The organism is Parabacteroides sp. AF17-28 (genome assembly GCF_003479205.1).
Classification (GTDB): Bacteria; Bacteroidota; Bacteroidia; order Bacteroidales; family Tannerellaceae; genus Parabacteroides; species Parabacteroides acidifaciens.
In genome coordinates, this window is record NZ_QUGV01000036.1 from 1 (window position 1) to 19582 (window position 19582).

The 19582-nt window shown below is 45.2% G+C and carries 14 protein-coding genes; all 14 read right to left on the bottom strand.

Annotation, left to right across the window (positions count from 1 at the left end; genetic code table 11):
* Positions 1–790: 790 nt before the first annotated feature.
* The 14 genes from DWW90_RS18815 to DWW90_RS18880 all read right to left on the bottom strand — a co-directional run bounded on the left by DWW90_RS18815 (position 791) and on the right by DWW90_RS18880 (position 19561).
* Positions 791–2236, bottom strand: a complete 1446-nt coding sequence (locus DWW90_RS18815; protein WP_122346086.1) for a TlpA disulfide reductase family protein — start codon at positions 2234–2236, stop codon at positions 791–793.
* A 112-nt stretch (positions 2237–2348) separates the two neighbouring features.
* Positions 2349–3341 (bottom strand): FimB/Mfa2 family fimbrial subunit, encoded by a 993-nt coding sequence (locus tag DWW90_RS18820; protein WP_122346087.1) that lies wholly within the window; start codon positions 3339–3341, stop codon positions 2349–2351.
* A 108-nt stretch (positions 3342–3449) separates the two neighbouring features.
* Positions 3450–5033: an Mfa1 family fimbria major subunit gene (locus DWW90_RS18825; RefSeq protein WP_122346088.1), complete on the bottom strand. Its 1584-nt coding sequence runs from the start codon at positions 5031–5033 to the stop codon at positions 3450–3452.
* A gap of 48 nt (positions 5034–5081) precedes the next feature.
* The gene (locus tag DWW90_RS18830; RefSeq protein WP_122346089.1) at positions 5082–6917 is read right to left on the bottom strand and encodes a DUF4906 domain-containing protein; all 1836 of its coding nucleotides are present in this window, start codon (positions 6915–6917) and stop codon (positions 5082–5084) included.
* Complete coding sequence (locus tag DWW90_RS18835; RefSeq protein WP_233547822.1) at positions 6914–9661, bottom strand: hypothetical protein; 2748 nt, start codon at positions 9659–9661, stop codon at positions 6914–6916. Before DWW90_RS18835 ends, DWW90_RS18830 begins: the two co-directional genes overlap by 4 nt.
* A gap of 448 nt (positions 9662–10109) precedes the next feature.
* Positions 10110–11288, bottom strand: coding sequence for a glycosyltransferase (locus tag DWW90_RS18840; RefSeq protein ID WP_122346091.1), 1179 nt, complete (start codon positions 11286–11288; stop codon positions 10110–10112).
* A gap of 36 nt (positions 11289–11324) precedes the next feature.
* Positions 11325–12482 carry a diaminopimelate decarboxylase gene (lysA, locus tag DWW90_RS18845; protein ID WP_122346092.1) on the bottom strand — a complete coding sequence of 386 codons (1158 nt, stop codon included), beginning with the start codon at positions 12480–12482 and terminating at the stop codon, positions 11325–11327.
* A gap of 65 nt (positions 12483–12547) precedes the next feature.
* Complete coding sequence (locus DWW90_RS18850) at positions 12548–13861, bottom strand: aspartate kinase (protein ID WP_115498095.1); 1314 nt, start codon at positions 13859–13861, stop codon at positions 12548–12550.
* A gap of 64 nt (positions 13862–13925) precedes the next feature.
* On the bottom strand, positions 13926–14603 hold the full coding sequence (locus DWW90_RS18855) for a cell division ATP-binding protein FtsE (protein ID WP_122333635.1): 678 nt from the start codon (positions 14601–14603) through the stop codon (positions 13926–13928).
* Between the two features lie 5 nt (positions 14604–14608).
* Complete coding sequence (hisIE, locus tag DWW90_RS18860) at positions 14609–15205, bottom strand: bifunctional phosphoribosyl-AMP cyclohydrolase/phosphoribosyl-ATP diphosphatase HisIE (protein WP_115498093.1); 597 nt, start codon at positions 15203–15205, stop codon at positions 14609–14611.
* Between the two features lie 128 nt (positions 15206–15333).
* On the bottom strand, positions 15334–16089 hold the full coding sequence (hisF, locus tag DWW90_RS18865; RefSeq protein ID WP_122333636.1) for an imidazole glycerol phosphate synthase subunit HisF: 756 nt from the start codon (positions 16087–16089) through the stop codon (positions 15334–15336).
* Positions 16090–16107: 18 nt separating this feature from the next.
* Positions 16108–16827: a 1-(5-phosphoribosyl)-5-[(5-phosphoribosylamino)methylideneamino]imidazole-4-carboxamide isomerase gene (gene hisA, locus DWW90_RS18870; protein WP_122346093.1), complete on the bottom strand. Its 720-nt coding sequence runs from the start codon at positions 16825–16827 to the stop codon at positions 16108–16110.
* A gap of 6 nt (positions 16828–16833) precedes the next feature.
* Entirely contained in the window at positions 16834–17424 is a 591-nt protein-coding gene (hisH, locus tag DWW90_RS18875) for an imidazole glycerol phosphate synthase subunit HisH (protein WP_115498090.1), read from the bottom strand.
* 271 nt (positions 17425–17695) lie between these two features.
* A complete protein-coding gene (locus DWW90_RS18880; protein WP_122346094.1) occupies positions 17696–19561 on the bottom strand; it encodes a RagB/SusD family nutrient uptake outer membrane protein in 1866 nt (621 codons plus the stop codon).
* Between the last annotated feature and the right edge of the window lie 21 nt (positions 19562–19582).

Consider the following 19582-nt stretch of genomic DNA (forward strand, 5'->3'; position numbering starts at 1 on the left):
TCCAAATCTTTTTGCAACTATTTTTTCATCGGAATGCAACAGGTTTGCGGGATGCGCTGAAATGCTGTGAGTTACGAGGGAAACTTTTTTTCAAGGCTTGGAAGACATGAAAAAAAGGCGGTTTCTATTACTATATAATGTACGAGACAGGGAGAAAATCTTATTCACTTTTGCTGAATCAACAACCTATATTTATATTATCATATAATCTGACTTAAAGGATCCATTCAGTCTCTAAAAAAGTAGATAAGACATGGGGCTTATTGTAAAAAATTCCTTTTTCTGATTCGAAAGGCATCTAAAACAAAACAAATGTTAATCCACTTTTTTGGCCTCAAAAAGGGACTTTTTCCTCTTTTTGGAGTGTTTTCAACAATTACGACCGTCCTCTTTGCCATTGTGACCGTGCTAATAGGTAGTGCACTCGGCACCTCGCGAAGATTAGCACGGTCGTAATGGCGATTTGGACGGTCGTGATTGGAAAGAGGACCGTCATAAGGGCAAAAAAGGCCCCTAATTTCCTTGAGATATTCGGAACGCCGTCCGTTTTATTTTCAAATATTCGATTCTCCGGGAGTTAAGCTTTATCACTTTGCCAGTGTTTCCGGTTTTCGGCAATCAAAAAGGACACTTTTAAGAAAGACCTCCGCAGCTCATCCGGACTATTGTCGGAAAAGAAGGCTAAATACTAAAAAAAAGTCAATTCAAAATGGACTGACTTTTCGGATGAAATAGAAAAAGGGCAAAAAAGGGGGTTATTGTATAATTTTCATTTTAGATCTTCACCGGTTTACTCCAACGGATTGAGGAATAAACGCTCAATAACCTCGAAAAAGTTACCAGACGAGGGTCTTGGCAAATTGTCCGATAATAAATTACCTTTAGCGTCGAACAATAAGTATCGTGGTATCGTCACGTTACTTCCTAAAAACTCAGACAATACATTATCAGCCTCATTCGTTATAAAATAGTGATATCCATTCAAATGATATTTCAACACATCCTCCTCCCACTTCTTCGAATTATTGGGAAAATCCACACTTACATATAAAAGCTTTATCTGATGTTCGTCAAGCCATCTATGAACTTCTTTGTTATGCAAAAATTCTTTCTTGCAGGGGGCACAATAAGTCGCCCACATATCGACCAGTACCGGTGTTCCAGTAAAATAACTCCGAATAAGTGCAGGTAAATCCATTGACGGATATTCTGCGAGTTTGTTTAATCCATTCATATCATTATACAGAAACACGCCATATGCATTGTTAGAGTTATGGCTATCCCGGTTATACATCTCTAAAGCAGGCAAATAGATACTCACGGGAAACTTTTCCCGAAAAAGTTTAATGCTGGAAGCATATTGCGCATCGCTTTCAATTCCCATGATGTTCCTTCTAATTTGTAACCCATTGGCAAAATCAGCTTCCTGACAATCGACCGGCATATATTCCTTATATTGTTGCCCTTCATCCCATAATCCGGTCGGGTGTATATCGCCCTTTGAAAGATATCCCTCACTCATTAAGCGACTTACAATCGACATATTACCCAATCTCATGGAAGTACCCGCATATTTACTATCGAAAGGATTGTATTTCGCATAAAATGTACAAAGGACTTTCTTCTGTTCGTCTTCCGTCAAGCCGGTATGGTGTATTCTCCCTCGTATGGCATGACAAAACACCATATCGAACTCCTTGGAAGAGAAGTCAAAAAAATCTTTACTGATTTTGTGATTTTCATACAACTCGCATATCGGAGCAAACAATTTTTGCTTTTTATCTTCGAGCCCGGAAACAATCCTTTCTAAGGATGAATTTTTTAACGCATCATCAATGTGAACGGCTCCGCTGGCAAGCAGGTTTTGTTCTTTAAGCAGATTATTCCCCGCAGCATTCGTCCCTCCAAATATCAAATTACCATTATCAACATGTATCAGGATACTGTCCCCGGGGCAAAGTATGATACGTTGCTTCGGGCAATACTCATTTCCTGTAATCAGGATAAACACAGACTTATCCCAAGAAATTCTTTTTGTAGCTATGCCATTGTTGAAAATGAAAAAATCGGCCGCCTGCATGAAATGTGCAGGATTGCTATCGATTGGACGTCCAAAAGATAAATACGTATTGTCCGGGCATTTTGTATTTATAACCGTGATAGAAGATTGTTGTGCCATTACAGGCATTAACATAAATGGCAATAACAAGAGTACAACGAAGATCTTAACTTTCATACATTTTATTCGTTACAAGATAAGCATATAGCACCTCTTTCTTCTCTAATCAGTCTTGGATAGTGGCATATCCAATCCGAAAGCAAATGTAAGAAAAAATCTTCGATAAAAATCACATCCCGCCTTCAGTTTGAAGGTACCAGGTCCAACCATTGATTTGAATCTGCAGGGCTTGCCACAAATCGGAGGAGGAAGAAGAGTCGGCAAAGAAAAAGACGATTTTGTATTCATCCTCACGGTCAAGATATTCCTGTACCTTCCGGCTGTAACCTTCCATTGCGGTCATGGCAAGGTAGTCGATCAGGTTGATATCGAAGACCTTCTTTCCGGTAGCCTTTTCGGTCACAGTAAAACGGGTATGCCGGTCCTCCATGAGGCGCATCGTGTTTAATTCGACCACTGCCGCCGAAGTATTCTTTTGTTCTTCATAATAAGGCCGGTAACTCAAGGCATCGTCGTCCAGCAACGAATTGTCGTACGCCATATAGCCGTTCGACTCGACAATTTCATAGCTATAATCATCCACATTCAAGTTCCAGGTCCCGGAGGGACTGTTATCTGCTTTCCCTTGGGAATATCCTTGAAACACGAAGCGCACTTTGTTCGTATTCTTTATCAGGCTTATTACTTCCGTCTGATTTGTCTTCCCGGTAAACTCTACATGGTTAATCCCGCCATGCCAAAGCGGTTCCAGTTCTTTATCAATAATACGGGACTGTTCACGTTTCAGCTTCAGTTTCATTTCTGTGATATCAGACTCTCCCTTTGCGGAGGCAATGTCGTACGAGTTATGCGCACCTGCCCACGCCAGAAACTGATATTCCCCGACAGGCAGTTTGACTTCCATCCGGTAATTACCCGTAGCCAACGCATCGCCCTCCTCCGTTTGCCGGAACAGGAATTTGCCATCTTTATCGAAAACATAAAGCTCCACCTTATCCACTTGGGTATAGAATGCATCCGTAAAAAGCATATTATAGTCGTATTTAAACTGGACATATAAACTACATTCCGGCATTTCCTCCCGGACACATGAGGTCATGAAACTGACGACAGCGAAAAAAGTCAGCAAAGCGATGTTACGTATCAGGCTTTTTGAGTTCATATTTCTATTCTTTCTATTTTTGAGGGAAATACTAAAGTGAAGTTGCGGGAGACAAGCTCTCCCACAACTCCTCAAACAAAACTAAAGCAAGCAAATAGGTCCAAAAAATTAAAATTCTTCTACTTGTTTATACCATGTCCACGGGTTGACATTGATTTGGATAGACAGCCAGTTACCACCATCTTCATCCGGATCTTTTGGGCTTGGCTCCGGAATCGTAGGATATCCCGGGTGATTAAACTTACTGACTGAGATATCGTAATAAGAGTTACGGACTACTCCAAATTCTCCTAATGCATTAACAATCTCATTTGTATCATCATGTCTGATCATGGCTCTGTAGTAACAGACTCCTCCTACATAATAAGTAAAACTGCCGACTGTTCTTGCCCGAGTCGGAGTATTTAGTATATCTTCTTGCCTACCATTAAACTCCAGCATTGCAGTTTCTATTCCAGCTTCGTCATCAGGTATAGTTATTTCATTGAAGCCTAAATCTACCAAATATTTATTAAACGCATTGGTTAGTGGCATCGGAACAACGCCTCCATTAGCATTAACCTTTGCTGTCAACTCTGTTTCAATCCAAGCCTTTAATGTCTCAAATGTATAATAACCAGTATTGATGTACATCCAGTCGGCATCATCTTTTTGGCGACCTGTAGTCTCTTTATTCGGTAATTCATATTCATTCGGGATAAAATTTATTTTGAACAATACATGTGTCGTATAAGCATGCACATTATTTATTGAATCCTGTGTATTTTCAAGACAATATTCGTCTGTATTGCTCTCTTTCCATTCCAAGCCCTTATCTTCTGCATAGACATTGTATTCTTCACTATCTTGCGTATTATAATTAGGGTCTATTCTGTAAGAACCTAATTTATAATCGTCAAACGGTGTACGGAAACCACCTCCATTTTCTTCAAACCATGTTGGAAGTCTTTTTGAAACAGGGTAATACTTTTTATTTGTGACATTCAAGAGCCATCCGCCATTCTCAAGTTTAATCTCAGCCTTAGCCTCATCATCAGCAATCGGATTAATTTCAACATGCACTTTTGCAACTACGCGGTCGAGCTTGATAGACAATGGAGCTTTCTCAGCCAAATCAGCAGTTTTATAAAGCGTCAAATCCGAATCAACGCCGTCAGATTTTGAAGGTTCCAGGCCTCCTTTGGCATTTGTCATCATAAAGCCATCATTCTCATTTGATATTATAGACGCGTCTTCCTCTATAGCCTTATTAATAATGCTATACGTTTTCCCTGAAGTAGATTCTGTACTTGGAAATTCAGAGGAAGGATTTGCAACTATCAAAATACGTTTGGAAGTTGCCGGTACCTGAAAGGCTTCTCCAATTCCCACAGCTTGTCCATTTACAAGTCCTGCCTGATCAAGCGTTAATGCAATATCAGCAGTCACTAAGGGATCTGAATCAGCGTCAAAGAAAATCGCTCTGACTTCCTTTATTGTCGATTCCGCCTCGGTCGCATTTTTAACAGGTTCCGAATTCAATGCGCGCGTCGAGCGCGTCGAAGGAGTGATCACCCTTAAAGACACCCACGCATCCCCTTTGGGATCCGTGACGATTCCGCTATCGTCTCCCCCCGAGCCGATGTCGTCTTTACTACATGCGGCTAATAGCATTGCCGCCGATGCAAACATCAAAAAAAACTTTGCTTTCATTTTTCTACAATTTAAATGTTATTAATTAACTCTCTCTTATCTATTCTACTAATTCACAGACATCCCCGCCTGGGAGATGTATATCTTTATTCTTTTTACCGTACTGCCGCTTGTCGATGTTTTCGGATCATGAACGGTTGTCAGATAGACAATCCCGCTTCTCGCCGCACCGCCGTTCGGCCGTACATCAATATATATTCTTCCATTGTCCACCACGATATGCTCCGTATCGTTCCGGTCACTTCCCGAAATTGCCGGTCGCAGCTTTATCCAGTCAACACCGCCTTCCACATCTCCGGACAGACAGTAATAATTCATAATCTGAACTTCTGCATTCGCATTCTCTTCCGGTATATATTGCAACACATCGCCTGCCACAGAAATCATATCCCGCTGCCTGATATGAATCTGTTTTTCCAGATTTCCTAATTTCAGCGTGACGTATGCATTATGCTTCTTTACTCCCTCCAAGGATTGATTGTCTTCGTTCCATTGCAGCCAATCCCGAACCACAACATCAACCGGAGTGATCCGGGGACTGGAGGCATTATTTTCTTTTATTGGAATCGAACTATTGCCAGGAGCCAGGGCAAATGAATATTCGACTGAATCCCGATTGGCTGTTATGGCATTGGAATTCGGGAAGCTCACCTGGCAATCCGTCGATATCTTAAAAGCCTCCAAAGTCGTAGAATCGCGAGTATAAGCAATAAATACAGAGTTACTCACCGCCAGATAATAGTCGTTATTCGCCATGATTTCGTAAGAATCCGTATCGTCCACCAATATCTCGAAGTTAAGATCCGTATTGGAAGCTTTAGACGCTTTGGCATCAGCCACAGTATCATAGCCCGGCCCCTTGACCGTTTTAATGGTAAACTTGTACGCACGGTTACGAAGGATGTTCAGTGGCTGCAAAGCATTGTCCACAAGCGCCATCTTGTAGTAAAAATCCTTACTGTTCTTATCCTTGTCCGTATAGGTTCCCTGGATAATCATATAGGGTTTGCCCTGTTGGTCGAACTCATACAGGTAGACCGGACTTTTCTCCGTACTTTGTCCTCCCGACACCGCCTCGGCCACTGCCAAGGGGGAAGAATAAGACGCATCGACCTGATATTCTGTCCGGTTACCCGTATTATCCGGTATAGAACCATCTAAATTGTGCAACAGTCCTTGCAGGGGGACATTGACAATTGCCGTTATCCCTTTCAACTTAAAGTTTGTGGCATTATTGGCCACCGACATTTTAGCGACTGCCCGGATCAGTTGCAAGGAAGTACCATCGTTGTTTTCTATTTTTATGTCCTCGTCTATCCGGTCCACCTCCAATGAGGCACTCATCGGAAAAAGTTCACCGGAACCGCTATACGGAATACCTAAAAACGGCGAGGAAGCCAATGGCACAGTCCGCAAATTCCGGCATACCTGGGACAAAGAGGCGGAAACTAACCGGGATGACAAATTACTTTCATCAAAATCATACACTGTCGCGTCGTCACCATAACAGAAATGGCTTGGCGGATTAGCCAATATCAGCAGCTGATATTTACTGCCGGCAGGCTGTTTGGTCAACACCACAAATCTTTTTCCTGCTGATGACTCATAGGCCTGCACTGCCTCAACAAAGGTAGCACTACCGCCATTTCCCTTGAAGACAAGCACCCAAGGTGTCATCCCTACCGTATTTTCATCATTCACCCCCTTGGTTGAAGGAATCGGATATGAGTTCGCACGGGCAAAGATTTCAACCCGCACCTTGCCATCCGGCGTCTCCCCGCCATCCGGACGCCCGGATAACAAGACCTCGTTTTCGCAAGCCGCCATCAGCACGAGTAACATCATGCTGAGAAGGTTGATAATATGTTTTGTCTTTTTTCTCATTTCCTTACACATCTGATTGAATAGCCGAAATGGGCACTCATTGATTTAGGTGCTGGCGACGCGTAGTTGAGTTCCATACTCCAAATATTGCCGAATGGCGTACCGGTCTCTCTTGGAACGTTTTCAACCATTACTATGTTTGTCCACCCGGGTGCGACGGACGAAGACCAGTAATATCCGGTTTCGCCGGCATATTCCAGACTACCGTCCTGATGCCACCTTCTCCCCGCCGCCGGGAAAAAAACGGAAGCATTAGTCTCGGGATTAAACAACAGTGTACCCCCAAAAGCAGCATTCGCATTATACAGAGAAACACCATTATAAGCTATTGTTGTCAGACCGGTTTCCCTACTGGATCCGTTAAGCATCGTTCCGGTTTTAATCGGTCGCCGGTCGAAGAAACCATCGGCATAATATCCATACTTCACATTCTCCAGGATTTTGGATGAATACAGTACTGTCCTCATGTTCACATCGTAAGGCATTGTAGAAGTATATGAACTGCCATCCCCCTGCATCGGTTCCTGAAAAAGAGACATTCGCCAATCAGACTGGTTTACCTGGTCTGCATACGTGTTACTATTCACCGCAATCCGATCGACCGGTCCATCCGTAGGACGGCGATAGCTTTCAGGGCAGATTTCGTAATAATCTTCAAACTTTGTCCCCTCCTTAGGGCTCCATAAAGGAGGCGATGATATATAGGATATACTCCAGCCATCTATAATCCAGGGCGGAACAGAACTACGATTCACCGGATAATAGGCACGGAGGGCCAATTCCGGATTGCTAACCGGCAAGCCCCATTGGAAATGCGCTCCCGCCTGGGTCGGATATTTGACAAATGCTATTGAATTTGCCAGATCATTTTTATTAATGTTTATCCAAGGCTGCTTCGTCTCCGGATTATCCCTGAAAACTTTTGCCGTCAGGTTATAAGGAGAAAACTTCGCCCCATACCCACTTCCGGAACTTCCGCTCCGCATCAGATAATCCGCTTCTCCGCCCTGCCTCACATACAGCCTGGTCTTCACATCATTTCCACTATCTACATAGGTAACTTCCACCGCTCCATATCTGGGAACGCCAGTGGTGTTTTCCTTTTTGAGTCCAATCCGGAAGTAGATACGACTTTTCCCTGTTACCTCATATCCGTTTTCCTCTTTATAAGCATTCGGTATGACAGGATAATCCTCTGCATCACCCGGAGAGTCTGTCCCTATTGTCGGGTCAAAACTGGGAGTCGAACTTATAATGATAAAGTCCCTGTATTCCTCCGGAACGGTAGCCTTCCACGTATTCCAGTAACTATAGCGGTTCCCACTAATCACCCGCTCACCAGTCTCGTTATCGGCAAAAAAAGCTCCGATATACGGATGTGACCATTGGCTTTTCTCACTATTTACGACAAAATCGGCACGCTTCCCTTCCTGCTTGACGTGAACCAGGATTGTCCTTGTCAGCGGATTCTTCATCTCCAATACGCTGTCCGCATTCAGGGAATAGCTGTCGGCTGCTGTCAGGCGAACCTCATACGTTGTTTCGCCTATCGTATTGGGACGGTCCAGTAGGATATCCATATAGCCGGCCCCCGTAGCCGGATTGTATAAAAACCGCTCATCCTTGTTCGGGCTCCACGACTGGGTGGATAAAGCGTTGAAAATAGTGTTTGCATCCAATTCTTCCCCCGAACCTACGTTTCTCACTGTGTTTTCCACCCTTACCACCGGCATATTGGACCAGAAGGAGATACGCGCGCCGTTAAAATCGGTGATGCGGACATCTGTTTCCGAGACATTCAATATCCGGTTGCCCGCTATATCCCACTCGTTATCGGTCGAGCCCCACTCCGAAGCTTCGATATTGACATCCAAAGACTCGCGGATAATGCCAGTCAGATCCAGTTTCGTATTGATCGGAAGACTGTAATTCACAGGAGAAGAAGATATCTTCAATTTGGCAGAAGGCGAATACTTTTCTTTCATATTGATGGTGAAAGTCACCGCCTGCATTTCGTCATCTTTCGTTTCCAGCTCATTGGCCGGCAAAATAACGCGGCTTACCCGCTTTGCCCATGTCGCTCCAGTGACAGAGGTAGTCGTATCCGCAATATATTTTGTATCCCGGGAGAACTTACGGGTAACGGAATGGTTGACGGACGGCCCGTTATAATGAGCGGTCAGCGGCACTAAATCCGGTACTCCGCTAAAGGTTATGCCCTCGAAATAATTGTCGAAATCAGCTTCGGCTTCCACTGCCACCAAGACGGCGTCGAACCGCACACCGAGCCGGTCAAGCTTCAATTGAAGCAAGGAGACAGATGTCCCGTCACTCAATTTCGCCCCTTGGTTTTCTGGCAGAATCGTAACATTATTGATTTCCTGTATCATGGGAATGATCCGGTCGGAAGTAAAAAAGCGTTCCGGATAAGCGATACTGTTCAAGTCGGCATACTTGGAGATTCCATCCAACCGGCTTTCGATAATATTATCGTCCGGTTCATTGGCCAAAAAGACAAAATCATACTTCCCGGCGATAACAGGATGCCGGATGATATCCCCCTCCGATGTATTATAGCGTATGTTCGAGATACAATCTTGCGTATTAATATCGAAAGTCAGAATACGGAGTGTTTCAATCGTATAATCTTCTGGACTGCCTGCATGTGTAGCACTCTGGCTTCCCATCCCCTGAATCTCTATAAACGAACCGTTAGCCTTGCGATCGATGAGACTTTCATCCACACAGGAAAATAGTACAAATAAGAATAAAATGCCAATTATGTTTTTATACACCATATACTCTACACATTAGTCAAAAGGACTCCACACCTGCTACCTATACGGCAGGTGAAATATTAATAATACTTGATGATGTTACGGAATTATTTCCCCGATCTCCCCTAAAACAACAATGTATCCTAAAGTAAATTGAAATCATTCATCACACTGCAAATATCCATAAATAGAGTAGAATAAAAAAGGATATATATTTCTGATGCTGAAAACGTTTTTTTCAAAATACGACTAATTATGTTGTAAAGAAATAGTTGTTTCGCTAAATGTAAACAATAGGGTAAAAACAAAGCGGCTATTTGCAGTATTCGTGTGATTATCAGAAATAAGGTTTCAAATATCGCAACTGGCAATCATTGAGGTGAGAGCCAATGATTGCCAATGCCTCGGCCGGTTATTATATTTTGGAAGTAAAATCTCTCTTCCCTTTGAACATACGATAAATGCGGACATAGATGTTGTAAGCCGGTTGGATAATTTCCAATATCGGCAACCAAGCAGTCAACGGTTTTTGCTGTAATAACAGAGCTGCTTTCCGCATGACGACAGCTTTTGTAGTGAATCGGAGCAGCAACAGCAAGCCGGCCAACACCGAGATCAGCCAGTTTCCTAAAAGCCCGATGATGAATGTGGCGACAGTCGCAGCAATGAAAAGCAGATTACTATAATTCTCCATCCTGTAAAAGGCCAAAGAAGTCCCTTTGTAATAGCGCTGTGTAGCGGCACGGGACACTTTCATCTCTTTCCAGATGCCGATGTCTTCTATTTTTTCCATTTCCGTGATGGAATCTGCTTTGTATTGCACCTGCGTGTTGGTCCTGGTAGCCGCTTCATTGATAAACAGATCGTCGGCTCCAGCATGGAGGTTCAAGGATTTCGAATAGCCTTTATGGGCAAAGAACAGCTCCTTGCGGTAGGAAAGATTCCGTCCGTTTCCGGTAAAAGGATGCCGGGCAAGGGCGGAAGACAACATTTGCAAACCACATGTCAGGTTATCATAAGCAATAAGTTTATGAAGCAGCCCTTCTGTATGGCGGTAAGCACAAAAGCCTAACACGATCTCGGTTTCCCGGTTATAAGTGCCCGCCATTGTTTTGATCCATTTCGAACCGAGCGGACGACAATCGGCTTCGGTAAAAAGCAGGATGTCGTGACGGGCAGCCTTTATCCCCATTGTAAGCGCCAGCTTTTTATGGCTCAGGTAGTGGGTGTCGACAGGAACATATGTATAATAGAGATGTTTATATTCGTTGGAGAAGAGTTTCAGGATATCTTCACTGTCTGCGTCGGAACCGTCGTTAACCACGATCACTTCATAATCCGGATAGTCCTGCGTCAGCAAAACAGGCAGGTTCTTACGTAAATTCTCCGGCTCGCCATGTGCATACACAATGACGGAAACAGGCTCGACTTCCCGATCCGTCGTCACCCGTTCTTCCCTTTCCGCTTTCTTTGCCGCCCGCAACGGACGCGCGTATGTGACCAGATAATAAAGTAACTGGATAAGAAACAGCCCGGCCGTTATTCCGACCAGGCTTAGTTCTATATAATTAAATGTAAATAACTCTTTTATCATTTCTCCGGAATTTGTGCAAAGGTAATAGAAATACTTTTACAACGTATCCGAATAGTACGCTTTCGGCAGTTTCCGGCAGTTGTATTGGGAAGCCATTACTTCGCCATAAGCGCCGGCAGAACGCAGGGCGATCAGGTCGCCGCGATGCGCACGGTTCAGTTCGACATCTTTGCCGAATACATCGGACGATTCACAGATAGGGCCTACGACGTCGTAGACTTCTATTTCTTCGTCGTTAGTGATGTTTTCCATGCGGTGATAGGCGTCGTACATGGCCGGACGGATCAGTTCGGTAAAACCGGCATCCAGGATGCAGAACTTCTTCGTTTCGCCCACCTTAACATACAATACTTTGGATATCAGCGAACCGCACTGCGCCACGATCGAACGGCCCGGCTCGAAATGAACCTGCTGTCCGGGACGGAGTTGCAACAGTTTGTTGAATACGGCAAAATAGTTGTCGAATGCCGGAATAGGCAAATGGTTCGGATGATAGTAGTCGATACCGAGGCCACCACCGAAGTTCAGATTTTCTACTTTCAAGCCACGTGCTTCCAGCTCCTCCTGTATCTCGTTGACACGAATCGCCAGACCACGGAAAGCAGCCATGTCTGTGATCTGCGAACCGATATGGCAATGGATACCGATCAGTTTGACGTGTTTCAGCTGGGCTACCAAATCCAGCACTTGTCCGAGTTGGCTCAGGTTGATACCGAACTTATTCTCCTTCATGCCGGTCGTGATTTTGGCATGCGTATGAGCGTCCACTTCCGGATTGATACGGAGGGCGATAGAGGCGACTTTGTTCTTGGCTGCTGCCAGTTCGTCCAGAACCTCTAACTCAGCTGCCGACTCAACATTGAAGCAGTAAATATCATTGTCCAATCCTAAGTTGATTTCCCAGTCTGCCTTACCGACACCGGCATAAACGATCTTGCCGGCCGGAAAACCTGCGTCCAATGCAGCCTGTATTTCACCGCCACTGACGCAATCCGCTCCCAGTCCATGCTCTGCAATAACAGAGAGGATGCGGGGATTGGCATTTGCCTTCACTGCATAGTGGACATGATAGCCATACTTTCCGGCTTCGGTTGTCACCATATTGAGCGTCTCTTTCAACAGATCAATATTATAATAATAGAAAGGCGTCGTAAGCGCCTTGAACTGGTCTATTGGGAATGTTCCTTTGAGCATATTATGATATAAATTATATAAAGATAAATAAGGGCAGTCTGAATAGGCCGCCCTTATAAAAATATTTAGTTGTTGAATAAATGATCGCTTAACGCTTGCAGTGCTCTCTTCTTGTCAGAGGCTTTGACAAGGAGCGAGACGTTGTAGTTACTGCCGCCGTACGAAATCATTCGTACCGGAACATCTTTCATTGCCTGGACGATGCGGGCTTCGAAGCCGACGTTGTCCCATTCCAGGTCGCCGACAACACAGACGATCACCATATCTTCGTCTACGGTAACCGTTCCGTATTTCTTCAGGTCATCCACGATTTCTTCCAGATGTTTGCGACTGTCGATTGTTACGGAAACACCCACTTCGGAGGTCGTCACCATGTCGATCGGAGTCTGGTAGTTTTCGAAGATTTCGAATACTTTACGCAGGAAGCCTGTTGCCAACAGCATGCGGCCGCTCTTGATCTTGATGGAAGTGATATTGTCTTTTGCGGCAACCGCTTTGATTTTACCTTTTTCCGTTGCGTTGGAGATCATGGTTCCCGGAGCTTCCGGTTGCATGGTGTTCAGCAGGCGGACAGGGATGTTGTTCAATTTGGCCGGCAGGATGCAGGTCGGGTGCAGGATCTTGGCGCCGAAATAGGCTAATTCTGCCGCTTCTTCAAAGTGCAGGTGACGCACCGGAGATGTTTTCTCGACGATACGCGGGTCGTTGTTGTGCATGCCGTCGATATCTGTCCAGATCTGGATCTCTTCAGCGCCGATAGCCGCACCGATCAGGGAAGCGCTATAGTCGCTACCGCCACGCTGCAGGTTGTCGATTTCGCCGTAAGCATTGCGGCAGATGTAACCCTGTGTGATAAACAGGTCGGCATCCTTATGTTCGTTCAGCAGTTTGACGAGCTTTTCTTTGATATATACGGGATCCGGTTCTGCATTCTTGTCCGTGCGCATATAGTCCAATGCCGGAATCAGGACGGAGTTTACTCCGCATTCGTTCAGGTAGAGGTTCATCATGCCCGTAGAGATCAGTTCGCCCTGAGCCAGGACAACCTTTTCTTCAAACAGCGTGAACAGGTCCTTTGTGAATGTACGGATATGATCGAAATGAGTTTTTATCAGTTCTTTGGCCTTCTGCTTATATTCGTCGGTGCTGTAGAGTTCTTCAATATGGCCGTAATATTTCTGAGCCAGTTTATTGATGACCTCGTTTGCTCCGTCAGGGTTTTTCTTGTACAAGTAATCCGAAATTTCAACCAATGAGTTGGTTGTACCGGACATGGCAGACAATACTACAATGTTACGCTCTCCCGTAATCAGTTTTGCTACACCTTTTATTCTCTGTGCAGATCCCACAGAAGTACCGCCAAACTTTAAAACTTTCATTTTCTTTTACTATATTAATTTGTTCTTCTTCGCTTTAAATGCGTGTGCAAAGTTACATAAAAAATTATTCTCCCACATCACTCAGGCAGGCATTCTCGCATTTTACTATACGCGCGGGATAATTATGTACCAGCGTATAGTTGTGAGTCGTCATAATGACAGCCGTTCCTTTCCGGCAGATGTCGTGCAAAAGCTGTACGATCTGTCCGCTTGTTTCCGGGTCCAGATTACCGGTAGGCTCGTCGGCCAGGATCAGGACCGGATCGTTCAGCAGGGCGCGGGCGATCACGATACGTTGCTGCTCGCCTCCCGAGAGTTCGTGCGGCATCTTATAGCCTTTGTCCTGCATGCCGACCTGCGACAGCACGTCATTGATCCGTTCGATTATCTCGCTCTTCTTTTTCCATCCGGTAGCCTTCAGGACAAATTCGAGGTTTTTGTTTACCGAACGGTCGGTCAGCAATTGGAAATCCTGAAAGACAATACCTATTTTCCTGCGCAGGTAGGGAATGTCTTTCCGCTTCATCTTGCAGAGGTTATAGTCCAGCAGCCATGCATCCCCGCGTTCAATGGGAATTTCGCAGTACAAGGATTTCAACAGGCTGCTCTTGCCGGAACCTACTTTTCCGATCACATACACAAATTCTCCGTTATGGAGCGTGAAGGAGGCGTCGTGAAGGATCACATTCTCTTCACGGCAGATTTCCACATTATCCAGTTTGAGCAGGGTTGTCTCTTCCATTGCTGTTATCCTTTATGTCTGCTTTTCAGTTCGCGTGCGAGGTCTTCGATGCGAAGTCCTTTGCTCGTCAATAATACGATCAGGTGATAGATCATGTCGGCAGCCTCGTAAACAAGCCTGTCGTCTGTTCCGTTGGTCGCTTCGATAACGGTTTCCACCGCTTCTTCGCCCACTTTCTGTGCCATGCGGTTGATACCTTTCTGGAACAGGGTTGTCGTGTAGGAACCTTCCGGCATTTCCTGACGGCGTTGTTCGATGAAGTTCTGCAGATATTTGAGGAACATGATATCTTCCACATTCTTCTCACCAAAACAAGTATCGGCTCCTGTATGGCATACGGGACCGGCCGGAATGGCCTTGATCAGCAAGGTGTCGTTGTCGCAATCGACTGCGATGTTGACTACCTGGAGCGTGTTTCCGCTTGTTTCACCCTTCATCCAGAGACGGTTTTTCGTACGGCTGAAGAATGTTACTTTACCGGTAGCCTTTGTTTCTTCGTAAGCTTCTTCGTTCATAAAGCCCAACATCAATACTTTGTTTGTGTTGTTGTCCTGAACGATGGCGGGAATCAGCCCGCCCATTTTTTCAAAATCTAATTTCATCTTTTATCTTGTTGTTATATATTTTCGTACCAGTGTTTATGTCTTGGCGGACTCGATCCGCCATCTCATCCTGATGTATATCAATTTAGGATGAGTTTGCGGGTCAAGCCCGCAATGACACGCGTCCTTTAAATGCGGACGTTGATTCCTTCTTTATGGAGATACTGTTTCAAAGTGCCTATTCCGATCTCCCCGAAATGGAAAACGCTTGCCGCCAATGCAGCGTCAGCCTTTCCGAGAGCAAAAGTGTCACGGAAATGTTCCATCTTTCCCGCTCCGCCCGAAGCAATGACCGGGATATGCAGGTTGTCGGCCAGCGTCGACAACGCCTCGTTGGCGTAACCGTCTTTCACGCCGTCGTGCGTCATGCTGGTGAACAGGATTTCGCCCGCCCCCAAACTTTCCGCTTCGGCAGCCCATTGGAACAAATGCTTTTCCGTCGGGATACGTCCCCCGTTCAGGTAACAAAGCCAGTCGCCATTCTCGAAATTGGCATCGATGGCAACTACGCATACCTGGCTGCCGAAGTTTTTTGCAATCTCTTCGATCAGTTTCGGATTACGCAGCGCAGCCGAGTTAATGGAAACCTTATCAGCCCCGGCACTCAACAGCCGGTCCACATCTTTCATCTCGTTGATGCCGCCGCCAACCGTAAAAGGGATGCTGATATTGGCCGCTACCTTTTTCACCAGTTCCGTAAACGTTTTACGGCCTTCGTGCGAGGCGGTTATATCCAGATAAACCAATTCGTCGGCTCCCTCGCGGCTGTATTGTGCGCCCAGTTCGACCGGGTCGCCGGCATCGCGGAAGTTTACGAAATTGATTCCTTTGACAGTCTTTCCATCTTTTATGTCCAAACAGGGGACTATTCTTTTGGCAAGCATATATAATCGTTGTTTTTATCAGGTGAAGCGGATCAGATCTTTCAGCTGTATCTTCCCTTCGTAAATCGCTTTACCGAAGATTACAGCCGGAATACCCGCCTCAGCCAGTTTCTCAATATCTTGTATGGAACTGACCCCTCCGCTGGCTATCAGACAGAGAAAAGGTATTTGTTCCCGTATTTCTTTATAAAGGTCGATCGCAGGGCCTTGCAGCATGCCGTCGCGGCTGATGTCCGTACAGATCGCTTTCGTGATTCCTTTGTCGTAATAATCCCGGATAAAGGGGATCAACTCCTTGTCGGTCGTCTCCTCCCATCCGCTTATTGCGATTTTTTTATCTTTGGCATCCGCTCCGAGGATAATCTTCTCCGGACCGAACTTTGTGATCCAGGAAGCGAACACGTCCGGATTCTTTACAGCGATACTTCCGCCCGTAACCATCTGTGCGCCGCTCTCGAAAGCGATCTCGAGGTCGCCATCCTGCTTCAGTCCGCCGCCGAAATCGATAATCAGCGATGTGCGGGTCGCCACGCGTTCCAGTGTCCGGTAATTGATGATTCGTCCCTGACGCGCGCCGTCGAGGTCTACCATATGCAAACGGCGGATGCCATGATCTTCAAACATCTTGGCAACCTCCAAGGGATCTTCGTTATACACTTTCTTGGTGTCGTAATCGCCCTGAGTGAGACGTACGCATTTGCCGTCGATCATATCTATAGCGGGAATCAACTCTATCATATCAGCTTACAGTTTTAAAAAGTTACTCAATATAACCTCGCCAACCGAACCGCTCTTTTCCGGGTGAAACTGGGTCGCATAGAAATTATCTTTATGCAGAGATGCACTGAACGGAAGGATATATTCGGTCGTAGCTGCGGTATAATCATTCACTGGCACATAGAAACTATGTACGAAGTAAACAAATTTGTTCTCCAATTGCTTGTTGAACAGCCCGTCTTTAACATCCGTAATCGTATTCCATCCCATGTGCGGAACCTTGTCCGTATGTTTTTGCGGAATAAAACGCTTGACCTCCGTATCGAAAATGCCCAGGCAATCGGCGTCTCCTTCTTCCGAATGGCGGCACATCAACTGCATACCCAGGCAAATGCCTAAAACCGGCTGCTTCAATCCTTTTATGATCGCATCCAGTTTATGTTCTTTCAGGTGATCCATTGTAGTCTGGGCTTCACCAACGCCCGGAAAGATTACTTTATCCGCTTTACATAGCAGTTCCGGATCTGCCGTGACAGTTGCTTCGACTCCCAGCCTTTTCAGTGCATAACTTACGGAGTAGATATTTCCGGCATTATATTTGATAATGGCGACATCCATTGTTGCTCCCTTTTTTATATTGAGCTGCAAAACTAACAAATTATCATGACATATAGATGTATGCTTTATGAAAAGTTGCAGAATAGATACTATTTGTGATAAACTGCAGAGTCCGCCCGAAGAATGCGAACCTGTCATGATGATTTAGCGGTGTGTTTGTCAAAGTACCCAGATTTGTAGGGGGATGCGTCAAAAGCCCCATTTATAGCGTGACACATCCCCCTTTCTTAGAATTTTAGAATTGCCGATACGGCCTGCCTATATAGCAGCATTAATAATACCCTTCATTTTGAGCCTCCTCCGGAGATGGTTTTGGCGACAGGCGGTCGATATGATTCTGCGGGATCGGGCGAAGTTTGTGATATTCCTTTATGTTAGGAGCGGCATCCGGATTAAATTTCTTCACACGTTCGTACAAAGTCTCCGTACGTACCAAGTCTTCCCAACGGTTCATTTCGCCATAAGTTTCACGAGCACGTTCATCCAGCATGAAATTGATAAAATCATTACTCAAATCAGCAGGAGTTACCAGCATCGCCTTTTCGGTTGAACCGGCTACATCAGCCATATTGCCACCGTCGACCTGCCACCATTCCTGCGGTTTTGCTTCACCTTCCTTATAGGCGGCACGCTTGCGAACGACATTTATCAATTCTGCAGCTTTCTCAAAGTTCCCCATACGGCCATAAGCCTCGGCTGCAATCAGATAAGTTTCACCCAGGCGCATACGAACAAAGTTACGTCCTCCCTGTTCATAGTTCATATCCGGACGTTGCGTATCCAACCATTTTTTCAGGCAAGGGAAATAGTGGTTCGTATTCTCATCCACCGGAATCAGGGTATAACGGCACTTGGCAATATCCAACTGCATTTGGCGATCTTTTGCCTTGTCGATCACAGCACCTTTATAATCCTTTGCTCCATAATATTTCGGGATAAAATAAGCAGCTGTATCACCCAATGTGAACTTCGGTTTACCAACTAATTCAGCAGGAGTTTCATACAACAAATCGTTGGTGGTCTTACCGTTTTCATCCACATAATAATATTTATCTTCCCATACAGGGATAGAAGATTCTTTATTTGCATAGAATACCCAACTAACCATTTTATACATGCGGGAATCGTTCAGGTGATCGAACAGTTCGGTCTGTAAATAAGGAGTCGGCTTCACACGTTTCCAGGCACGTCCCTGCTGAAGATCGCGCTGTAATCCCGGCAACTTTTCATAAGTCGGAACCCAATACAAGTGCATCTTGTTTCCTTCAGAGCCATTAAACAACACATCGTTGGTAAACTCGACGCCCCAGATTGTTTCAGATGATACTTTCTGCCTGTCCTGGTCGATAGTAGACAGATAATCGGCTTCCAATGCAAACTTTCCGGAGTTGATTACCGCTTCGGCAAAATAAGCCGTGCTATCCATATCGGTGGGCTGTTGTCCACGTTGGTCTTTTACGGCACTGCCTCTTGTCAGATAAACCTTTGAGAGCAAATTGGCTGCTGCCCATTTAGTGGCACGGCCACGATCCGGCTGCATGGCAACATCGGGTAAGACATCAAATGAATAACGTAGATCGTTAATGATAAATGCATACAGATCGGCAACCGAGACACGTGGAAAATCAGTTATAATCTGGGAAACATTTCCCTCGCTCAATAAAGGGACACGTCCGAACTGCTGAACCAGGTCAAAATAGAAATAAGCACGCATAAAACGCAATTCTCCTTCACGGGACACTTTCTCGGCATCCGTCATATCTCCCACTTCCGGCAGATACATCAAAGCCGTATTGGCACGTGTGATCCCTTTAAATGCATTTTCCCAGAATTCATATAACATCCCGAAAGAAGAATTCAACTGGTTACTATACTTGTTAAAAGCATCCTTATTGCCGCCATCGGCACCTTCCCATACATAATCCACACCATATTCGGTCAAGCAATAATAACGTTCGCCCCCGACATACCAGCGCATGGTCGAATAAACGCCATTCACAGCTGTTTCAATACCTGTCTTTGTTTCCAGATAGTCATACGAAACGCCGCTGACAACCTTTTCGTTCAGGAACGATTCGCACGACACACCGGCTACTGCCAATAAAGACAACACACTATATTTTATTATATTCTTCATAATATCGTCTATTTATTAATG